Below are 19103 nucleotides of genomic sequence, written 5' to 3'. Positions count from 1 at the left end.
TGTGACTTACCTGCTTTCGTGGAGGGGGGTTGCGATGGCGGCCGGTGCGTGGTCGGAAGCGCTCGTCTCCGACAGCCAGGCGACCGGCTGGCCAGCGGTGACGCGCTCGCCCGGGACGGCCAGCATCTCCTTTAGCGTACCGGCGAAGGCCGATCGAACCGGAGTGTCGCCGATCGTCCCTACTTCGGTACCGACTCGGACGGGCGCGCCGGGCTCCGGAGCCGGCCGGGCTGGCTGGAACACGCCCGTGACCGGCGCGACGATAAGGCGCTCAGAGCCGTAGAGGCGCTCGCCCTGGTGGGAGGTCGCCCATTCGGCGACCGGTCCGTCGCCGGCGAGCCGTTCCACCAGGGTTTCGAGGTCATCTGGGGTGGCCACCGCGATCGTTGGAATGTCGGCGATGGCGCGCTTGGCGAGGTTGGCGAGCACTCCGCCGGGGCCGACCTCGACGATGAGGGCCGGCCGAGCGGCGGCGATGGCGCTCATCGTCTCGGCCCAACGCACCGGGCTGGTGAGCTGCTCGGCGAGGAGCGTGGGCCATTCGCTCGCAAGGACGTGCTCGCGCGCATCGACGTTAGCGATCACCGGAACCTCGAGGTCGTAGAACTTCGTCTGGGCGATGGCCTTGCGCAGGCGATCCTTGGCCTCGAGCATGTAGGGCGAATGGAAGGCGCCACCGACCTTGAGCCGCGTGACCCGCCGGATCCCGTACTCGCGTGCAAGCTCCTCCGCACTCGCGACCGCGTCGGTCGTGCCGGAGAGCACGATCTGGGTGTCGGAGTTGTGGTTGGCGAGCCACAGATCCGGTCCGATCGCATCGACGAGCTGAAGCGCCTGGTCAAGCGTCGCGCCGAGGAGGGCGATCATCGCGCCCGGGGATGCCTCGGCGGCTTGGGCCATCGCGTCGCCGCGCTCTTGAACGAGGAGCAGCCCTGCCTCAAGTGAGATCCCGCCCGCGGCCACGAGGGCGGCATACTCACCGAGGGAGTGGCCTGCAGCGAGCTGCGGTGCGATGCCGAGGCGCTCGATGGCGTCGAGCGCGATCGCGCTCATGAGGAGCGTCGCCACCTGGGTGTTCCGCGTGATCTGGAGCGTCTCGGCATCCGCCTCGAGGAGCAGCCAGGCCATGTCGCGACCGAGCACGTCGCTGGCCTCGTCGACGAGTTCGAACGAGGGATGGTCGCGCCAGGCTGCCCCCATACCGGGCTGCTGTGAGCCCTGACCGGGGAACAGAAACACCACCATGGCTGTACTCCCTTTCCCTCTCTCCGTACTACCTGCTGACTACCTGCCGCTGCGCTCGTGCGCGTCCGACGGACCTCGATCCATCGTGGCGCCTGACGCCCCATCCCGTGCGCACGACCTCTCCCTCGTAGCCACGCCCTAGGGCGAGTGCCTCGTGTCGCGCCACCAGAGCCGATGACACTGACGAGCTACCCTGCGTGAGGTGCCCTGCTCGGTGTGCGTCTGCGCCGCTCCGTCACTGCGTAGGTACCTGCCCCTTCTCCAGCCTTCATCAGTTAGATGCTCTCGCGTCGGATTGGGTTACAGACTCGAGGCTGCGTGGGTGTCGGGCATGGCGAAACCGGGGCAAGCCTTGCCCTCCGGAGCCCCACTGCCTAAGGTCGATCCGTGCAGCGTGCATTCGAGGAGCTCGGTTCGATCGTGGGACCCGATCATCTCGCCGTCGGCGAGATGATCGAGGAGCGCTACTGGCACGACGAGTCCTTGACGGTCGCGCCGAGCCGGCCGATGGCGCTCGTGCGCCCAGCGGACACGGACGAGCTCGTCGAGCTCGTCCGCTGGGCCGAGCGTCGCCAGGTCCCGCTCGTCGTGCGAGGGGCGGGGACGGGGCTGGCCGGCGGAGCGGTCTGTCGGCCAACCGAGGTCTGTGTCAGTACCGAGCGGCTCAGCGGGGTGGACGACGTCGACACGGTGTCCCGCGTCGCCGTCGTCCGTGCCGGCACGAGCCTCGCCGAACTCGATCACGTGCTCGCCGATCACGGCTTGCGCTACACCGTGTCGCCTGGCGAGAACGCCGCTTCGATCGGCGGGACGGTCGCGACGAACGCCGGCGGAATGCGAGCGGTGCGCTTCGGTACGACCAGGCAGAACGTTCTCGGTGCCACAGTGGTCACGGGTGGCGGTCGCGTCTTGACGCTCGGAGGCTCCCTCTACAAGCGCTCGTCGGGTTACGACCTCCTGCAGCTCGTCATCGGATCCGAAGGCACGCTCGGCATCGTGGAGCGAGCGATATTGCGGCTCGCGCCGCGTGCCGAGGAGGCGGTGTTCGTTGCTCATGCCCCGACCATGCGTGGTGCGCTCGGGGCGGTGCAGGCTCTGCAGTCGATCGAGCCGCCACCAAGCGTGATCGAGTACCTCGAACCGAGCGCGCTCGAGGCGATGGCTCACTTTGCGGGCGTGACCCTCGGGCTACCCGGCTGGGCGCTCGCCGACGGCGCGATCCTCGTCGTTGCGGTGGAGCGTGTCGACGCGGACGACGTTGCACGAGCGGTCGAGCTGGCGGGAGCCGTACTCGAGGGGGCTGGCGCCGATGGCGTATGGGTTCTCGGCAAGACCGAAGGCCGGGCCGTGCTGCGCGCCCGAGAAGCGGCCCTGTGGACGGTGAGGGCTCTCGGTGCCCGCGACATCGTCGACGTGGTCGTTCCGCCAGCCAGGCTCGGAGACTACTTCGATGCGGTCGCGGCCGTCGCCTCCACCTATGGGGTGCGCCTCGCCGCAACGGGCCACGTCGGCGATGGGAACGTCCACCTGTCGGTGTTCGCCGACGATGTGGCCAGCGCACGGCGTGTCGTGGAAGAAGTGGTTGCCGAGGGCGTTCGCCGTGGGGGGGCGGTGTCGGGCGAGCACGGCATCGGGGTCGCCAAGCTTGAGGAGTTCCGGACCCACGCGAGCGCGACCGAGTTGCGCATCGACGCGGGCATCAAGCGCCTGTTCGATCCGGCCGGCATCTTCGCGCCGGGTCGGCTTGGATCGCCGACACACGGCGGCGACTGAACGGGCTGCAGCCTACGCGACCACGACAGGGACATGCTACCAGCCACCCGACTTACCGATGATCGGTTGACATCCTCTCTCACACGTGCTCTCGTCTCCTCGAGTCCATCTATTTGACGCCAGTGGGAGAGGATTTGGTGATATGCAACTGGGTGCCATCGATGACCTGTACCCCAACTTGGCTGGCCCCCCTGCAACGAGACCACCCGCTCTGTGAGAACCCCGACCAGACTGGACATGCGGGAGGGAGACCACATGAAGGGCCCGAAGCCCCACAGGCCGGAGCAGATCCTCCGGAGGCTGGCCGAGAGGGACAGCTGCTCACCAAGGGCGCCACGGTCGCCGAGGTCGCCCGGGCCTTTGCACATCACCAAGACCACCTGGTAGCGGCTGGAAGCAGACCTCCGGCGGCATGAAGGGGCCAGACGTGAAGAGGCTCAAGGAGCTCTGAGCCGAGAACCGGCGCTTGAAGAAGTTGGTGGCAGAGTTCTCCCTCGACATCGACAGCTCTGAGGAGCTGGCCGAGGGAAACGTCTGACCCCGGACCGCCGGCGGGGAGCCGTGCGCCGGCTCCGCCAGCGGTTCTCAGGTCTCCGAGCGACGAGCGTGCCGGGTGACAGGCCAGCCTCGCTCCACCCAGCGTCGGGTGCCGACGAAGCCCGAGTCCAGCCTGGATGCGACCATCACCGAGGTCTTGCGTACCTTCGCCCTGGCGAACCCTCGCCAGGGCGTGCCCTACGACGAGGGGCGTCACGTGGCGAACCGGAACCGTGCCCTTGGACGTGCCCCCGGACCATCGCCTCGGGCTGCCGCCTGAGTCCTCCCGCGCCATGCGAGGAGTCGCCGGCTGCGTGGGGGGTTGACAAACGGTGTCTCACCTGCCCATCCAGGCGAACGCGATCTGGGCACTGGAGCCGGTTCGACGCGACCGACGACGGGAGGGCGCTCACGGTGCGATGCGTGGTGGACGCCTCCACCAGGGAGGAGCTGGCCTTGCGTGGTGGGGCACTCGATCGACGCCGAAGACGTGTCGCCACCCTCGATGGCCTCGTCGCCGAGCGAGGAGCCCAAGGCTTTCTTCGGGTCGACAACGCCCCGGAGTTCGTCGCGGGTTCCGTGGCAAGCTGGGCGAGCGAACTCGGAGTGACCTCGTGGTTCACCGATCCGGGCTCGCTGTGGCGGTAACGGGGTGTGCGAGTCACTGTGCGCCCAGGTCCGCGAGGAGGTGCTCGATGGGGAGCTGTTCGGCTCTGTGTCGGAGGCCGGAGTGCTCCTCGGGCACGACTCGCACCGCACCAACACAACGTGGGCCTGTGGATCCGCCGGCTACCTCGGCCCCGCCGAGGTCCGGGGGCTCGACGTCGAGAGCCAGCGGCACATCCTCTGCACCTCGACGAGGAGTCGGACGTTCTCCGCACTCGAGATGATCGGTGCCCGGGGGGACCTGCGAGCGGTAGCGTGAGGACGTCGGGTCCCACCGTGAGGGTGGATCCGGTCTTGGGGCCGGTCACCGTGACGTGCGCGCGGCTTGGCTCGGTGGGGGAGCCACGGTAGGCTGCGGCCAAGCCCGGGTGGTGGAATGGTAGACACGGGGGCCTCAAAAGCCTCTGCCCCAACAGGCGTGCGGGTTCGAGTCCCGCCCCGGGCACGGCGCCATCGCCTCGGCGAGCCCCGGGTTCCAATCCGCCGAGACGTTCATTGCGCTGCCTGTGGTCAGCGCAGGTCTTGGAGATACGGGTTCGTTGCTCGCTCTCTGCCGATCGTGGTTGTTGGTCCGTGGCCAGGCAGGACTACCAGGTCGTCGGGGAGCGGCAGGATACGATCGCGCATCGAGGCGAGCAGGTGCTCGAGTGAGCCACCGGGGAGATCCGTGCGTCCGATCGAGCCCGCGAAGAGGTGATCGCCGCTGAAGAGCACGGTGCCTTCGTCGCCGATGGTCGCGAGGAGGCAGGTCGATCCCGGCGTGTGTCCGGGGGTCCAGATTGCACGCAGCTCGATACCTGCCCCACGCACCACGGTGCCGTCGTCGAGATCGCGGATCATTTCTGGCGTGGCGACGGTGACACGGGATCTGTCGACGGCGTCTGCGAGCAGCGGGGCGTTCCCGAGGGGGTCCACGAAGTAGTGCGCATCCGCTGGGGAACGCCACACCTCGACCAGCCCATCTTCCTTACGGGCGCGTTGGAGATCGTGCATGCCCCCGATGTGGTCGAGATGACCATGCGTTGCAATGATCGCGCTGACGCGGAGGCCGAGTGCGTCGAGCCGCTCGACGATGTGCCATGGCTCTGGAGGCGCATCGACGATGACGCACTCTCGGCCGTCGGCAGACGCGATCCACGCGTTCGTGCCGGCGACCCAGAGGGAAAGGGCGGTGATCACGATCTGGAGGCTAGGGCGAGAGCACCGGAACCGGGCTGCGGCTAGCGTGGGCGCGAGTCGAGCAGCGAGGGGTGCATGTCGGCACGCGTGATCATCGCAGAGGACGAGGCGATCGTTCGGCGCGACCTGCGCGAGATGTTGGAGCTCGAGGGCTACGAGGTCGTCGCCGACCTCGGGCGGGGCGACGAGGCGCTCGAGGCGATCGGTGCGCTCAAGCCGGATCTCGCCGTGCTCGACATCAAGATGCCGGGACTCGACGGGCTCGATGTGGCGCGACGCGTGCAAGGCTCCGTCCCGGTCGCGGTGGTCATCTTGACCGCCTTCTCACAGCGTGCCCTTGTCGAGGAGGCGCGAGACGCTGGGGTCATGGCGTATCTGGTCAAGCCCTTCCAGGCAGGAGAGCTCGTCGCTGCGCTCGAGCTCGCCAGGGCTCGGTTCGACGAGCGACAGATCATCGAGGCTGAGCTGGCCAGATTGCGTGACGAGCACGAACGGATCGCGGAGCGTCTCGAGACGCGCGTGCTCCTCGACCGTGCCAAGGCGGTGCTGATGGAGCGTGATGGCTTCACCGAGGCGCAGGCATTTCGGTTCTTGCAGAAGACCGCGATGAACCAGCGCACGCGGGTGCGGTCCATCGCCGAGCAGGTGATCAACGGTGAGCTCAGTCCCAGCTCCACAACCGACTGACCGCCAGCTCCTCCTCCTGCTCGACGGCTACTCACTCCTCTTTCGTGCTTTCTACGCCCTGCGGGAGCCGATGATGCGCACGGAGAGCGGGGTCGCGACCAACGCCCTGTTCGGGTTCGCGAGCATGCTCGCCAACGTCGTCGCCCAAACCCGGCCCACGCACCTCGCGGTCGCGTTGGACGCGGAGGGCCCGACCTTTCGCGACGCCATCCTCGAGAGCTACAAGGGGACGAGGGCACCGACCCCAGATGACCTGCGACAGCAGCTCGATGCGGCTCGTGGGTTGCTCGAGGCGATCGGCGTCCCCGCTGTCGAGGCGAGCGGGTTCGAAGCCGATGACGTCATCGCAACCCTCGCCACGCGCGCCCGCGACGCCGGGATCGCCACCCGCATCGTGACCGGCGATCGGGACCTCTTGCAGCTGGTCGAGGACCCGCTCATTGTGGTGCTCCTCACGCGCAAGGGGGTCTCCAATCTCGAGGCCTTCGATGAGGCCAAGGTCCTCGAGACCTACGGGGTTCCACCAGCCCGCTACGGCGATCTGGCCTCCCTGCGAGGGGATAGCTCCGACAACCTCCCGGGCGTGCCAGGGATTGGGCCGAAGACCGCCGCCGCCCTGCTCGATCGGTTCGAGTCGATCGAAGGGATCTTGGCTCACCTCGATGCCCTCTCGGCGCGGCAACGCGAGGCGCTGGAGCAGGCGCGCTCACAGCTCCTCGAGGCACGCCTGCTGACGCAGCTGCGTCGAGACGTCGCGGAGCTACCTTCCCTCGATGCGCTGCGACTCGGTCCGTGGGACCCGCGGCGGGCCGAGACGCTCATGGTGGGGACCTTCGAGCTGCGGCGTCCGTTTCAGGCCCTGGTGCGGGCGTTCGAGGGTCGGCCGACCGCCGGCGACGAACCACCGCCGGTCGAGTCGCCGGTTGCGCACCTCACCGACGTCAGCGCCGCCGCCGTCGTCGAGCGGCTCGCACCAGGTGCCACGGTGGCGGTGGCGGCTACGTTCGCTGGAGACCCCGGACGTAGCCGCGTGGTCGAGCTCGCGCTCGGCGTCGAGGGCGTGGTTTGGGCGGGCTCTCCGGAGGATGCCCCCACGCATCTGTGGGAGGCCCTCGGGTCGTGCGTCCTCGTGGGAGCAGGCCCGAAGGAGATCGTGCGCTCGCTCGTGATGGAGCATGCGGTGCCGCTCGAGCCACGCGCGCTCGTCGATCTCGAGGTGCTCGGGTGGCTGGTCGACTCTGCGGACGTTGCTCACGGTCTCGACCAACTGGCGCGGCGCTGGCTCGGGAGACACCTCGACGACCGGGGGCCCCTCGAAGCGGAAGCGGCGCCGCTCGGAGCGAGGCAGTGGGTCGAGGTCGTCCATCCGATTCGCGAAGCGTTGGAGCGGCGCCTGACGGAGGACGATCTGTGGCGTCTCGCGACCGACGTGGAGATCCCGCTCACGCGAGTCCTGACGGACATGGAGATCCATGGGGTAGCGATCGACCGCGACGTCCTGGCGGCGATCGGTACGGAGCTCGCCACCGAGCGCGATCGTGCTCTCGCGGAGGTCCGGCACTACGCCGGTGGTGAGCTGAACCCGAACTCACCGCGCCAGCTCGCGGTGGTCCTGTTCGAGCGGCTTGGGTTGCCGGCAGGCCGGAAGACGAAGACGGGGTACTCGACGGACGCCCGTGTGCTCGAGAGCTTGCGCGACGCTCATCCCATCGTCGCGGCGATCCTTCGCTTTCGCGAGCTCGACAAGCTGCTGTCGACGTTCTACGAAGGTCTGCGCAGTGAGATCGGTGCCGACGGCCGCATCCACGCCACCTTCAACCAGGCCGTCGCACGCACGGGCCGGATCTCTTCCGAGCGACCGAACCTCCAGAACATCCCGGTCCGTACCGACGAGGGCAAGCGGTTCCGCGACGCCTTCGTGGCGACGGAGGGTCACGTGCTCGTGGCGGCCGACTACTCACAGATCGAGCTCCGGGTCCTCGCACACCTGTCGGGCGACGAGGAGCTGGTACGGATCCTCTCGGGCGATGGCGATGTCCACACCCTCGTGGCTGCGCGTGTCTTCGGCGTACCAGCAGAGCGCGTCACGCCGCAGCAGCGGTCGGTAGCCAAGATGGTGACCTATGGTCTGTCCTATGGCATGGAGGCCTACGGCCTCGCCCAACGTCTTGGTGTCCCTCCCGCGGAGGCCGAGGGGATACTGGCAGATTTCTTCGCGGCCTTTCCGGGGCTGCGGCACTACCGCGATGCTTCCGTCGATGCGGCGAGAGCGCAGGGTTTCACTACGACGCTGCTCGGACGGCGCCGCTATCTCCCCGACCTCGACTCACCCAATCGCACCGTTCGCCAAGGCGCCGAGCGGCAGGCGATGAACGCGGGGACACAGGGTCTTGCGGCCGACATCTTCAAGATCGCCCTGGTGCGCTTGCACGCTGCGCTGAGCCCTACCGATGGCGCACTCGTGCTCCAAGTCCACGACGAAGTCGTGGTCGAGGCTGTCGCGGAGCGCGCGCACGACGTCCGTGCCCTCGTCGAGGACGTGCTCGAGCACGCCTTTGCACTACGGGTGCCGCTGCGAGTACAGAGCGGCGTCGGCCGAAGTTGGGGTCGTGCCAAAGCTGACGCATGAGCCGCAGCGGCCGGCATTCGGCCGACTATCCTCGGCCATGGCGTGGCACGTCCGCGCTGGTGGCGTTGGAAGAAGCAGAAGGATATCGGATCGAGCATGACTGAAGAGATGGCGTCGGAGTCCGCGAGCGAACGCGAGCTGGGATCCGAGCATGGGGCTCCCGCGGCCTCGGACGCGATCGTCCTCGACGACCTTGGCGAGCAGGGACTCGAGGAGGCGATTGCCAAGAGCCTCGTCGAGTTCGACGAGGGTGACATCGTCAGCGGACTGGTCGTCAAGGTGGACAAGGATGAGGTCCTCCTGGACATTGGCTACAAGTCGGAGGGGGTCATCCCGCTCCGAGAGCTCTCGATCCGTAAGGACGTGAGCCCCGCCGACGTGGTCAGCGTTGGCGACCGGATCGACGCCTTGGTCCTCCAGAAGGAAGACCGCGAGGGGCGATTGGTCCTGTCGAAGAAGCGGGCCCAGTTCGAGAAGGCCTGGAAGGAGATCGAGGCGATCAAGGCTCGCGACGGCGTGGTCCGCGGCGAGGTCATCGAGGTCGTCAAGGGTGGCCTCATCGTCGACATCGGACTGCGAGGCTTTCTGCCCGCGTCCCATGTGGACCTGCGACGGGTGCGTGATCTCGCACCGTTCGTGGGCCAAGACATCGAGGCCAAGATCATCGAACTCGATCGGGGCCGCAACAACGTCGTGCTGAGTCGGCGGGCCTACCTTGAGGAGAATCAGCGCGATCAGCGCGAGCGCTTCTTGACCTCGATTCGCCCGGGCGAGGTGCGCAAGGGCGTCGTCTCGTCGATCGTGCACTTCGGCGTCTTCGTCGACCTTGGCGGTATGGACGGGCTCGTGCACGTGTCGGAACTCTCGTGGAATCATGTCGATCACCCATCGTCGGTCGTCTCGGTCGGCGATGAGGTGCAGGTCCTGGTGCTCGAGGTCGACCAGGAGCACGAGCGCATCTCACTGTCGCTCAAGGCGACGCAGCGGGACCCGTGGCAGGAGTTCGCTTCGGCTCACAAGATCGGGGAGCTGGTCTACGGACGGGTCACCAAGATCGTGCCGTTCGGGTGCTTCGTGCAAGTTGCGCCCGGGATCGAAGGTCTTGTGCACATCTCGGAGATGGCCCTCCACCACGTCGATCTCCCGGAGCAGGTGGTCTCGGTCGGCGAGGAGCTGTGGGTCAAGATCATCGATCTCGACCCCGGTCGTCGGCGCATCAGCCTGTCGATCCGTCAGGCGCTCGAGGGCGGGGAGCTCGCACCCGAGTACCGAGAGGCCTTTGCCGAGTACTACGACGACGAGGGCAACTACATCGGCCCGCCTCAGGGCGAGGAGGGAACCGGTGACGGCACGGGCGACGACGACAGCGCGGACGCCTGAGCCACTCCGCTGAGTGCGGCGTCTCGCACTCATCAGCGCCTGCACGTCGGTGCCCGCAGCGGTCAACTTGGCCGCATCCGTCAGGGCCCGGGCTAGGGACATGATCGAAGGCAAGGGGGCGCAGCGCGCCCCCTTGCTCATGTGTGGCTTTGCTGTGGTGTCAGCGAGGCGCGTATGAGCCCCGCGTTCCGATCGGCATCGGGACCGGTGGCGAACGACAGGCAGCGATCGCTAGAGGGTTGGTTCGAAGAGCGATGGTGCCGTGGCCTCGATGCCCTCGATGGCTTCGTGGCGACGGAACTTGTCGTCGTACATCGCTCGGTCGGCGAGGACGAGGAGTTCCTCGAGCGGCATCGGGACGTCGCGGCTCGCCGCTCCGAGGGAGGCAGCGATCCCCGCGGCGTCGAGTGCGGTGCGCAAGCGGTTCAGGAGGATCTGCGTCTCGGCGGGTGTCCTGAGCTTGGCGACGACCGCAAACTCATCTCCCCCCAGACGCCCGACGTTCTCCGGCTCACGCAGGTTGGAGCGGAGGGTCTCGACGAAGCGCTGGATCAGCGCGTCACCGGCGGCATGCCCTTGGTGGTCGTTCACTTGCTTGAGATGATCGAGGTCGGCCACGATGATCGCGTAGGCCATTCGCCGGTGCGGCCAGTCGGCTTCGAGGCGATGCAGCAGGCCGATGAAACCACGACGATTGAGCGCGTGGGTGAGGGGGTCTCGGTCGGAGTAGAACTCCGACTGTGTGAGGGTGCCCTTCAGGTAGCGCAGTTCCTCGGTAAAGCGGCTCGCGGCGATCAGGAAGGTCTCGATGGTGCGGGCTGCAAGCACCAGTGCGTCGTCGGTCACGAGGAGCGGGCGCGCAGCGAACACAAGGAGTGCGAGCGACTGGTCCTGTGGACTCTCGAAGGGGACGAGGACGAGACCATGCAGTGGCGAGAACGTCAAGAGGTCGCTTTCGATGCGCCCCGGTCGCAGACTCGGTGCGTCTGCGCGCTCAGGCAGCACCTTTGGGTCGGTGACGACGATCTCCTCACCCTCACGCAGGAGGGCTCGGTCCATGTCGAGCGCCTCGATGACGACGCGCCCATCGTCTCCGACCCGCACGACGGCGACACCCATCGCGCCCGCGTGGGTCCTGAGGAGCCGAAGCTGTTGTGCGAGCGCGTCGTGCGTGATCTGGTCGCGCCCTCGCAGGATGATCGAACTCGAGTCGTGTCCCATGACCCTCCCTGCGATCGTATCGGGTGCGGTCGACGCGAACTTGAGGAATCGCCGGCAGTTCGCGAGACGTAGGCTGGAGCGGTGCGATCCGTTCTCCTCGGGGTGCTGCTTGCGGTTGGGAGCGCGCTTGCGTGGGGGGTGTGGGGGTACTTCTCCGCTCGGGCGGGTCATTCGGCTTCCGCACTGTCGCTCTGGCTCGGTGTCGTGCTCGTCGAGGCCGTCATTGCCTTACCATCGATCGCGTTCTTGCGGCCCTACATGGGGCCACTTGCGATCGCGGCCGGGGTCGCGGGTGTCGCCGGTTACTTGCTCTACTTTCTCGCTCTGCGAGCCGCGCCGCTTGGAACGGCAGCACCCATCGTGGCCGTGACTGCCGTCTATCCGGTCGTGACGCTCGTGCTCGGTCTCGTCATCGATCGTGTCAGCCCGAGCCCGCGCCAGATCGTCGGCATGGTGCTAGCGATGGTCGCTGTGCTGCTAATCGCCATCTAGGTCGCGTAGGGTGGCGTTCCATGGCGAACGCGACGGTGATCAGCGCGACGAATCTCTCGATCGCCCGTGGTACGAAGACGGTGCTCGAAGGGCTGACGCTCGACGTCCCCGACGGCGCGGTGGTCGCGGTCGTGGGTCCGAACGGTGCCGGCAAGTCGACCATCGCCGCGGCCATCGCGGGCCGGTTGCGCCCGCGCTCGGGAGAGCTTCGAGTCCTCGACTGCGACCTGCGCCACGGTGACGTGCGCAGCTTCCGCGCACGGGTCGGGTACTTCGCGGACGAGCTCACGACTCAGCTGGTGCCGACGACGAGCGCCCGCGATGCGGTCGCGCTCGGTCCTCATGCTGGCCTTCGTCGTGCGTGGTTCGAGCTCTCCGACGAGGAACTCGTCGAAGCGGACCGGCTGTTGGCGAGGGTGGGCCTGGCGAACGTGGGTGATCGAGCCATCGAGGATCTGTCTGCTGGTCAGCGTCAGCGAGTCCTCCTCGCCAGAGCCTTTGCGGGGCGCCCTGAGATCATCGTGCTCGATGAGCCAACCTCGCATCTCGATCTCATCGGTCGCGAGGAGGCCCTGTGGGCGCTCGAAGAGCTGCTCGAGCGGTCGCCACGACCGCGCGCGGCGTTCATCGTGACCCACCATGTCGAGGAGCTCCCCGCCCAGGTGAGCCACGTGCTCCTCGTCGGAGCGGGGATCACCCGCTTTGGTACTCGTGCGATCCTCCAGGACGCCGATGCGCTCGCCGCGGTCTTCGGCATGCCCGTCACGGTGACCGAGGTGGGCGGTCGGCTCGTCGCGCGAATCGACCGCTACTCGATGCGGATGAGATCCGTGCGGTAGCGGCGCGCGTTCTCGACGTAGCGCTGCACCGCATCGTCGAAGGTGCCGGCGGGCACGCGATCGGGGTGGATCGCCGCGGGTGTTCCGAGTGCGAGGGCGTGGGATGGAACCTCGGTGTCGTTGGTCACCGTCGCATGGGCGCCGACGAGCGCGTGGGAGTGGATGACGGCGCGGTGCAAGACCACCGACCCAGACCCGATGAGGACGTGATCCTCGACGGTGCAGCCCTCGAGGTGGGCAAGGTGTCCGACGACGCAGGCCGCCCCGATGCGTGTCGCGAGGTCGGCCGTGGCGTGCACGACGGTGCCGTCTTGGATCGACGTGCGGGCGCCGATATGGATGTGGCCGTAGTCGCCGCGCAGGACGGCGTGCGGCCAGATGGATGCCTCCTCGTCGATCTCGACGTCGCCGATCACGACCGCATCGGGATGAACGAATGCGTCGGGATGGATGCGGGGGCTGCGGGAACCGAGTCGATAGACAGGCATGGGCCGATGGTACTTGACGCGGGACGTCCCATCTCGACAGAAGATGTCCCCCAACCGTGCACGACCCGTTCCGACCCCGCTACACTGATGAATCCCACGTGCTCCAAGAGCACCGCTGGGGGTGGGGCAACCCACCATCCACAACGAGCACCTTCGGGTGCCCTCGTGGCAGAGCCCCGACAGGGGCGCAGGTTGACATCGCGAAGAGGGAAGACAAGCCAGTGCGGGCGACCCGAGCACAAGCTCGGTGTCACCCCGACAACACAAACGGTGGGACCAAACCCACCAACCATGATCGACTCTCCCTCACCCGAGACCCACGTGTCCCGGGGCGAGGCGAGCGAGGGTGGACTCCACCCTCGGAACGATCTCCAATGGAGAGTTTGATCCTGGCTCAGGACGAACGCTGGCGGCGTGCCTAACACATGCAAGTCGTACGCGGTGGCTTGCCACCGAGTGGCGAACGGGTGCGTAACACGTGAGGAACCCACCCCGACGTGGGGGATAACACCGGGAAACCGGTGCTAATACCGCATGTGCTCCCCTGACCGCATGGTCGAGGGAGCAAAGCCTTCGGGCGCGACGGGACGGCCTCGCGGCCTATCAGCTTGTTGGTGGGGTAACGGCCCACCAAGGCGACGACGGGTAGCTGGTCTGAGAGGACGATCAGCCACACTGGGACTGAGACACGGCCCAGACTCCTACGGGAGGCAGCAGTGGGGAATATTGCGCAATGGGCGAAAGCCTGACGCAGCAACGCCGCGTGGAGGACGAAGGCCTTCGGGTTGTAAACTCCTTTCAGCAGGGACGAAACTGACGGTACCTGCAGAAGAAGCCCCGGCTAACTACGTGCCAGCAGCCGCGGTAAGACGTAGGGGGCGAGCGTTGTCCGGATTTACTGGGCGTAAAGAGCTCGTAGGCGGCTTGGCAAGTCGGATGTGAAATCACCAGGCTCAACCTGGTGTCGCCATCCGATACTGCCATGGCTTGAGTCCGGTAGAGGATCGTGGAATTCCTGGTGTAGCGGTGAAATGCGCAGATATCAGGAGGAACACCAATGGCGAAGGCAGCGATCTGGGCCGGTACTGACGCTGAGGAGCGAAAGCGTGGGGAGCGAACAGGATTAGATACCCTGGTAGTCCACGCCCTAAACGTTGGGCACTAGGTGTGGGGCCTCATTCGACGGGCTCCGTGCCGACGCTAACGCATTAAGTGCCCCGCCTGGGGAGTACGGCCGCAAGGCTAAAACTCAAAGGAATTGACGGGGGCCCGCACAAGCGGCGGAGCATGCGGCTTAATTCGATGCAACGCGAAGAACCTCACCTGGGCTTGACATGGAGGGAAAAGCCGCAGAGATGCGGTGTCCTTCGGGGCCCTTCACAGGTGGTGCATGGCTGTCGTCAGCTCGTGTCGTGAGATGTTGGGTTAAGTCCCGCAACGAGCGCAACCCTTGCCCTATGTTGCCAGCGGGTCATGCCGGGGACTCGTAGGGGACTGCCGGAGTTAATTCGGAGGAAGGTGGGGACGACGTCAAGTCATCATGCCCCTTACGTCCAGGGCTGCACGCATGCTACAATGGCCGGTACAAAGGGTCGCCAACCCGCGAGGGGGAGCCAATCCCAAAAAACCGGTCTCAGTTCGGATCGCAGTCTGCAACTCGACTGCGTGAAGTCGGAGTCGCTAGTAATCCCGGATCAGCACGCCGGGGTGAATACGTTCCCGGGCCTTGTACACACCGCCCGTCACACCACGAAAGTCGGCAACACCCGAAGCCGGTGGCCCAACCCGCAAGGGAGGGAGCCGTCGAAGGTGGGGTCGGCGATTGGGGTGAAGTCGTAACAAGGTAGCCGTACCGGAAGGTGCGGCTGGATCACCTCCTTTCTAAGGAGTGGCCACAACGAGTGGCCGCACCCAGTCGAAGCACTGGCTCCCTCTTCGCGAAGCACCTGCTGCGCGGCAGCTTGAGAACTCCAGAGCGAGCACGAGTATCACAACTCCAAGGTACGAAGGGCCAACGGTGAATGCCTTGGCGCCTGGAGCCGATGAAGGACGTGGGCGACTGCGATAAGCCATGGGGAGCTGTCGACCAAGCGTTGATCCATGGATGTCCGAATGGGGAAACCCGGCGTGGGGAATGCCACGTCACCCCTGCCTGAACACATAGGGCAGGAGGAGGGAACGGGGGGAATTGAAACATCTCAGTACCCCCAGGAGAGGAAAGCAACCGCGACTCCCCTAGTAGCGGCGAGCGAACGGGGATCAGCCCAAACCCGGGCGGTGTCAAGCCTGGCGGCGTTGCCGTCCGGGGGTAGCGGGAGCGACGAGGAGGGTGCGCCAGCCCCTCCAGGGAGTTACCAAGCAGCGCGTGAGCCGAAGCGACTGGAACGTCGCGCCACAGGGGGTGACAGCCCCGTAGGCGAAGCGAGCTGCCTCCCCGTCGCCACCCAAGTAGCGCGGGATCCGGGAAAGCCCGTGTGAATCTGCGAGGACCACCTCGTAAGGCTAAGTACTCCCAGGCGACCGATAGCGAACTAGTACCGTGAGGGAAAGGTGAAAAGCACCCCGAGAGGGGAGTGAAACAGATCCTGAAACCGTTGGTCTACAAGCAGTCAGAGCCCGTGAGGGCGATGGCGTGCCTTTTGAAGAATGAGCCAGCGAGTTACCGTAGGTAGCGAGGTTAACCCATGCGTGGGGGAGCCGAAGCGAAAGCGAGTCTGAACAGGGCGACGAGAGTTGCCTGCGGTAGACCCGAAGCCGAGTGATCTATCCATGGGCAGGCTGAAGCGGGGGTAAGATCCCGTGGAGGGCCGAACCCACCCTGGTTGAAAACAGGGGGGATGACCTGTGGATAGGGGTGAAAGGCCAATCAAACTCGGTGATAGCTGGTTCTCCCCGAAATGCATTGAGGTGCAGCGTCAGGTGTTCAGCATCGGAGGTAGAGCACTGGATGGGCTATGGGGGCCCACAGCCTTACTGATCCCAACCAAACTCCGAATGCCGATGCTCCAGAGCCTGGCAGTGAGACCACGGGGGATGAGCTTCGTGGTCGAGAGGGAAACAGCCCAGACCGCCAGCTAAGGTCCCAAAGTACCGGCTAAGTGGAAAACGATGTGGAACCGCCCAGACAGCCAGGAGGTTGGCTTAGAAGCAGCCACCCTTCAAAGAGTGCGTAATAGCTCACTGGTCGAGTGGTTCCGCGCGGATAATGTAACGGGGCTAAGCCGGTCACCGAAGCTGCGGGTCCGGTGACGTACGTCACCGGGCGGTAGGGGAGCGTCGAGCGTGCCGTGAAGGTGAGGCGTGAGCCGAGCTGGAGCGCGCTCGAGTGAGAATGCTGGCATGAGTAGCGAACGAGGGGTGAGAATCCCCTCCGCCGAATGCCTCAGGGTTCCTGGGCAAGGCTCGTCCACCCAGGGTGAGTCGGGAGCTAAGGCGAGGCCGCAAGGCGTAGTCGATGCACAACCGGTTCATATTCCGGTACCGCCCCGATCGCGTTTGAGCGATGGAGGGACGCAGGAGGGTAGGTGATCCCAGGCGTTGGTCGTTCCTGGGGAAAGCGTGTAGGGCGAGGGCCAGGCAAATCCGGACCTCACGAAGCCTGAGACGCGACTCCGAGCCCACTTCGGGCGAAGTCACTGATCCCATGCTGCCGAGAAAAGCTTCTAGCGAGTGATCGAGGCGCCCGTACCCCAAACCGACACAGGTAGGCAGGTAGAGAATACCAAGGCGAGCGGGAGAACTGTGGTTAAGGAACTCGGCAAATTACTTCCGTAACTTCGGGATAAGGAAGACCTCGGTAGGGTGAAGGGCCTCGCGCCCGGAGCCCGAGGGGGTGTCACAAACCAGGGGGAAGCGACTGTTTACTAAAAACACAGCAGCGTGCCAAGTCGCCAAGACGATGTATACGCTGTGACGCCTGCCCGGTGCCGGAAGGTTACGGGGAGGGGTTAGCCCGCAAGGGCGAAGCTCTGAACCTAAGCCCCGGTAAACGGCCGCCGTAACTATAACGGTGCTAAGGTAGCGAAATTCCTTGTCGGGTAAGTTCCGACCCGCACGAATGGCGTAACGACTTCCCCACTGTCTCAACCACAGACCCGGCGAAATTGAAGTACGAGTAAAGATGCTCGTTAGCTGCATCAGGACGGAAAGACCCCGTGGACCTTTACTGTAGCTTGATGTTGAGCTTTGGTTCCGACTGTGTAGGATAGGTGGGAGCCTGCGAAAGGGGAGCGCTAGCTTCCCTGGAGGCGTCCTTGAAATACCACCCTGTCGGTGCTGGAGCTCTAACCGCGACCCGTGAATCCGGGTCCGGGACCGCGTCAGGTGGGCAGTTTGACTGGGGCGGTCGCCTCCTAAAGAGTAACGGAGGCGCCCAAAGGTTCCCTCAGACTGGTTGGCAATCAGTCGTCGAGTGCAATGGCACAAGGGAGCTTGACTGCGAGACCCACATGTCGAGCAGGTGCGAAAGCAGGGCATAGTGATCCGGCGGTCGCATGTGGAAGCGCCGTCGCTCAACGGATAAAAGGTACCCCGGGGATAACAGGCTCATCTTGCCCAAGAGTCCATATCGACGGCAAGGTTTGGCACCTCGATGTCGGCTCGTCGCATCCTGGGGCTGAAGTCGGTCCCAAGGGTTGGGCTGTTCGCCCATTAAAGCGGTACGCGAGCTGGGTTTAGAACGTCGTGAGACAGTTCGGTCCCTATCCGATGCAGCCGTAGGAAACTTGAGAGAGGCTGTCCCTAGTACGAGAGGACCGGGACGGACGTAGCGCTCGTGTGCCAGTTGTCCTGCCAAGGGCACGGCTGGTTAGCGACCTACGGAAGGGATAAGCGCTGAAAGCATATAAGCGCGAAGCTCGTCTCAAGATGAGGTTTCCCACAGGGTCAACCTGGTAAGGCCCGTGGTAGACGACCACGTTGATAGGCCGGAGGTGTACGCACGGCAACGTGTTCAGCCGACCGGTACTAATCGGCCGAGGACTTGGAGCTCCTCGTGCTCGCTCTGGAGCGCTCGACGCCGCAGATCGTCCGGGCGGTGGCCATGGCGGTGGGGAAACACCCGTTCCCATTCCGAACACGGCCGTTAAGCCCACCAGCGCCGATGGTACTTGGGGGGAGACCCCCTGGGAGAGTAGGGCGCCGCCGACCGGGCTTTCGTGACGAGCCGGGATCCTTCGGGATCCCGGCTCGTCGTGCGTTGGGGCTGTGTCGAGGCGTTGGGACTGTGTCTGGCCCGGATTCGGAGGTTGCGATGCGCGTGCTACAGCGGGTGCTCGGGGTGGTCTTCGTGACGCTCATCGGGCTCGGCTTGATCGTGGTGGGTCCGTCGCCGGTGCTGGGGTGAGCGGGCGTCTCGGCGAGGGAGCGGTGCGCTCGCGGGCTCGAGCGTCACTGCGGTCGTCGGTCGAGTCAGGACTGGTCGAAGCGTGCGAGAAGGACCGACGCGTGGGTCGCCGTTCGGAGGCGGTACGCGCAGCCGACCGGGAGGGCCCGCTGCATGCCGCCCTCGAGCCACCACGTCGTCGTGTCGCCGTCAGCGAAGGTGAGCTCCAGGTGCACTCGCCCCTCGGCTACGACGACGAGCTCCCAGTGATTCGTCCGTCCCCCCATGACCCACTCGACGTCGGTCGCCCGAGCGTCGATCCAGGTCAGGGTTGCCGTCTCGTCGGTGAGCGGCGGCAAGATCCCTTGGCGGCAGCGGCCACAGTCGATCGGCTGACCGACGTGGTCGGAGCGTCCGATCTCGTCGAGGACCCAGGGCGCTGGGAAGAGTGGAGGGCGATGGCGTACATGGCGTCGATGGCCACACGCGAGGAGTGCGACCCAGTCGCCCTCGTCGTCGGTCGTCCACCCGGTGATGACCTGCTGCATGCAACCTCCGTAACCGGTGCGGTGATAACCAGTCGACCTATACCTGATAAAGCCGATCGGGATAGTAAGCTATGCGTATGACACGTTCAGCATCAA

General features: G+C 65.8%; 14 protein-coding genes, 1 tRNA gene and 3 rRNA genes. 13 read left to right on the top strand and 5 right to left on the bottom strand.

Features of this window, described 5'->3' with window-relative positions; all coding sequences use genetic code 11:
- Positions 1-6 precede the first annotated feature (6 nt).
- Positions 7-1245, bottom strand: a complete 1239-nt coding sequence (locus tag AFER_RS05565; RefSeq protein ID WP_015798504.1) for an acyltransferase domain-containing protein — start codon at positions 1243-1245, stop codon at positions 7-9.
- 387 nt (positions 1246-1632) lie between these two features.
- On the opposite strand from AFER_RS05565, the gene AFER_RS05560 reads away from it, so the two are divergent.
- The 5 genes from AFER_RS05560 (at position 1633) to AFER_RS05550 (ending at position 4666) form a co-directional block, all read left to right on the top strand.
- A complete protein-coding gene (locus AFER_RS05560; protein ID WP_015798503.1) occupies positions 1633-3018 on the top strand; it encodes an FAD-binding oxidoreductase in 1386 nt (461 codons plus the stop codon).
- A gap of 613 nt (positions 3019-3631) precedes the next feature.
- On the top strand, positions 3632-3835 hold the full coding sequence (locus tag AFER_RS11010; protein ID WP_049755354.1) for a hypothetical protein: 204 nt from the start codon (positions 3632-3634) through the stop codon (positions 3833-3835).
- A gap of 176 nt (positions 3836-4011) precedes the next feature.
- Positions 4012-4203 carry a transposase family protein gene (locus AFER_RS05555; RefSeq protein ID WP_143711956.1) on the top strand — a complete coding sequence of 64 codons (192 nt, stop codon included), beginning with the start codon at positions 4012-4014 and terminating at the stop codon, positions 4201-4203.
- Between the two features lie 4 nt (positions 4204-4207).
- Positions 4208-4480: a hypothetical protein gene (locus AFER_RS11005; protein ID WP_143711955.1), complete on the top strand. Its 273-nt coding sequence runs from the start codon at positions 4208-4210 to the stop codon at positions 4478-4480.
- Positions 4481-4583: 103 nt separating this feature from the next.
- Positions 4584-4666, top strand: a tRNA-Leu gene (locus AFER_RS05550).
- Positions 4667-4731: 65 nt separating this feature from the next.
- Here the strand turns inward: AFER_RS05550 and AFER_RS05545 are convergent.
- The gene (locus AFER_RS05545; protein WP_015798502.1) at positions 4732-5400 is read right to left on the bottom strand and encodes an MBL fold metallo-hydrolase; all 669 of its coding nucleotides are present in this window, start codon (positions 5398-5400) and stop codon (positions 4732-4734) included.
- A 75-nt stretch (positions 5401-5475) separates the two neighbouring features.
- On the opposite strand from AFER_RS05545, the gene AFER_RS05540 reads away from it, so the two are divergent.
- The 3 genes from AFER_RS05540 to rpsA all read left to right on the top strand — a co-directional run bounded on the left by AFER_RS05540 (position 5476) and on the right by rpsA (position 10096).
- Positions 5476-6087 (top strand): ANTAR domain-containing response regulator, encoded by a 612-nt coding sequence (locus tag AFER_RS05540; RefSeq protein ID WP_015798501.1) that lies wholly within the window; start codon positions 5476-5478, stop codon positions 6085-6087.
- Positions 6056-8716 carry a DNA polymerase I gene (polA, locus tag AFER_RS05535; RefSeq protein WP_015798500.1) on the top strand — a complete coding sequence of 887 codons (2661 nt, stop codon included), beginning with the start codon at positions 6056-6058 and terminating at the stop codon, positions 8714-8716. Before AFER_RS05540 ends, polA begins: the two co-directional genes overlap by 32 nt.
- Before the next feature lie 96 nt (positions 8717-8812).
- The gene (gene rpsA / locus AFER_RS05530; protein WP_015798499.1) at positions 8813-10096 is read left to right on the top strand and encodes a 30S ribosomal protein S1; all 1284 of its coding nucleotides are present in this window, start codon (positions 8813-8815) and stop codon (positions 10094-10096) included.
- 231 nt (positions 10097-10327) lie between these two features.
- Here the strand turns inward: rpsA and AFER_RS11000 are convergent, their stop codons facing one another.
- The gene (locus AFER_RS11000; RefSeq protein WP_015798498.1) at positions 10328-11317 is read right to left on the bottom strand and encodes a GGDEF domain-containing protein; all 990 of its coding nucleotides are present in this window, start codon (positions 11315-11317) and stop codon (positions 10328-10330) included.
- Between the two features lie 81 nt (positions 11318-11398).
- On the opposite strand from AFER_RS11000, the gene AFER_RS05520 reads away from it, so the two are divergent.
- Together AFER_RS05520 and AFER_RS05515 are read left to right on the top strand one after the other, a co-directional pair.
- Positions 11399-11809, top strand: a complete 411-nt coding sequence (locus tag AFER_RS05520; protein ID WP_015798497.1) for an EamA family transporter — start codon at positions 11399-11401, stop codon at positions 11807-11809.
- 20 nt (positions 11810-11829) lie between these two features.
- Positions 11830-12648 (top strand): ATP-binding cassette domain-containing protein, encoded by an 819-nt coding sequence (locus AFER_RS05515; RefSeq protein ID WP_015798496.1) that lies wholly within the window; start codon positions 11830-11832, stop codon positions 12646-12648.
- On the opposite strand, the gene AFER_RS05510 is transcribed toward AFER_RS05515, so the two are convergent.
- Positions 12618-13136, bottom strand: coding sequence for a gamma carbonic anhydrase family protein (locus AFER_RS05510; protein WP_015798495.1), 519 nt, complete (start codon positions 13134-13136; stop codon positions 12618-12620). The two genes, AFER_RS05515 and AFER_RS05510, sit on opposite strands and share 31 nt — an antisense overlap.
- Positions 13137-13507: 371 nt before the next feature.
- Between AFER_RS05510 and AFER_RS05505 the strand changes: the two genes are divergently transcribed.
- From AFER_RS05505 to rrf, 3 genes are all read left to right on the top strand, one after another.
- Positions 13508-15017: ribosomal RNA gene (locus AFER_RS05505) — 16S ribosomal RNA — on the top strand.
- 113 nt (positions 15018-15130) lie between these two features.
- Positions 15131-18125: ribosomal RNA gene (locus tag AFER_RS05500) — 23S ribosomal RNA — on the top strand.
- A 42-nt stretch (positions 18126-18167) separates the two neighbouring features.
- Positions 18168-18284: ribosomal RNA gene (gene rrf, locus AFER_RS05495) — 5S ribosomal RNA — on the top strand.
- Together the 16S, 23S and 5S rRNA genes form the textbook arrangement of a ribosomal RNA operon.
- 261 nt (positions 18285-18545) lie before the next feature.
- Here rrf and AFER_RS10995 read toward each other — a convergent pair.
- Positions 18546-19007: a DUF3565 domain-containing protein gene (locus tag AFER_RS10995; RefSeq protein WP_015798494.1), complete on the bottom strand. Its 462-nt coding sequence runs from the start codon at positions 19005-19007 to the stop codon at positions 18546-18548.
- Positions 19008-19103: the final 96 nt, after the last annotated feature.

The sequence above is a fragment of the Acidimicrobium ferrooxidans DSM 10331 genome, from assembly GCF_000023265.1.
In the GTDB taxonomy this organism is placed as follows: Bacteria; Actinomycetota; Acidimicrobiia; order Acidimicrobiales; family Acidimicrobiaceae; genus Acidimicrobium; species Acidimicrobium ferrooxidans.
Note: the sequence above shows the minus strand (reverse complement) of the source record. Positions and strands in the feature narration are given on the sequence as shown.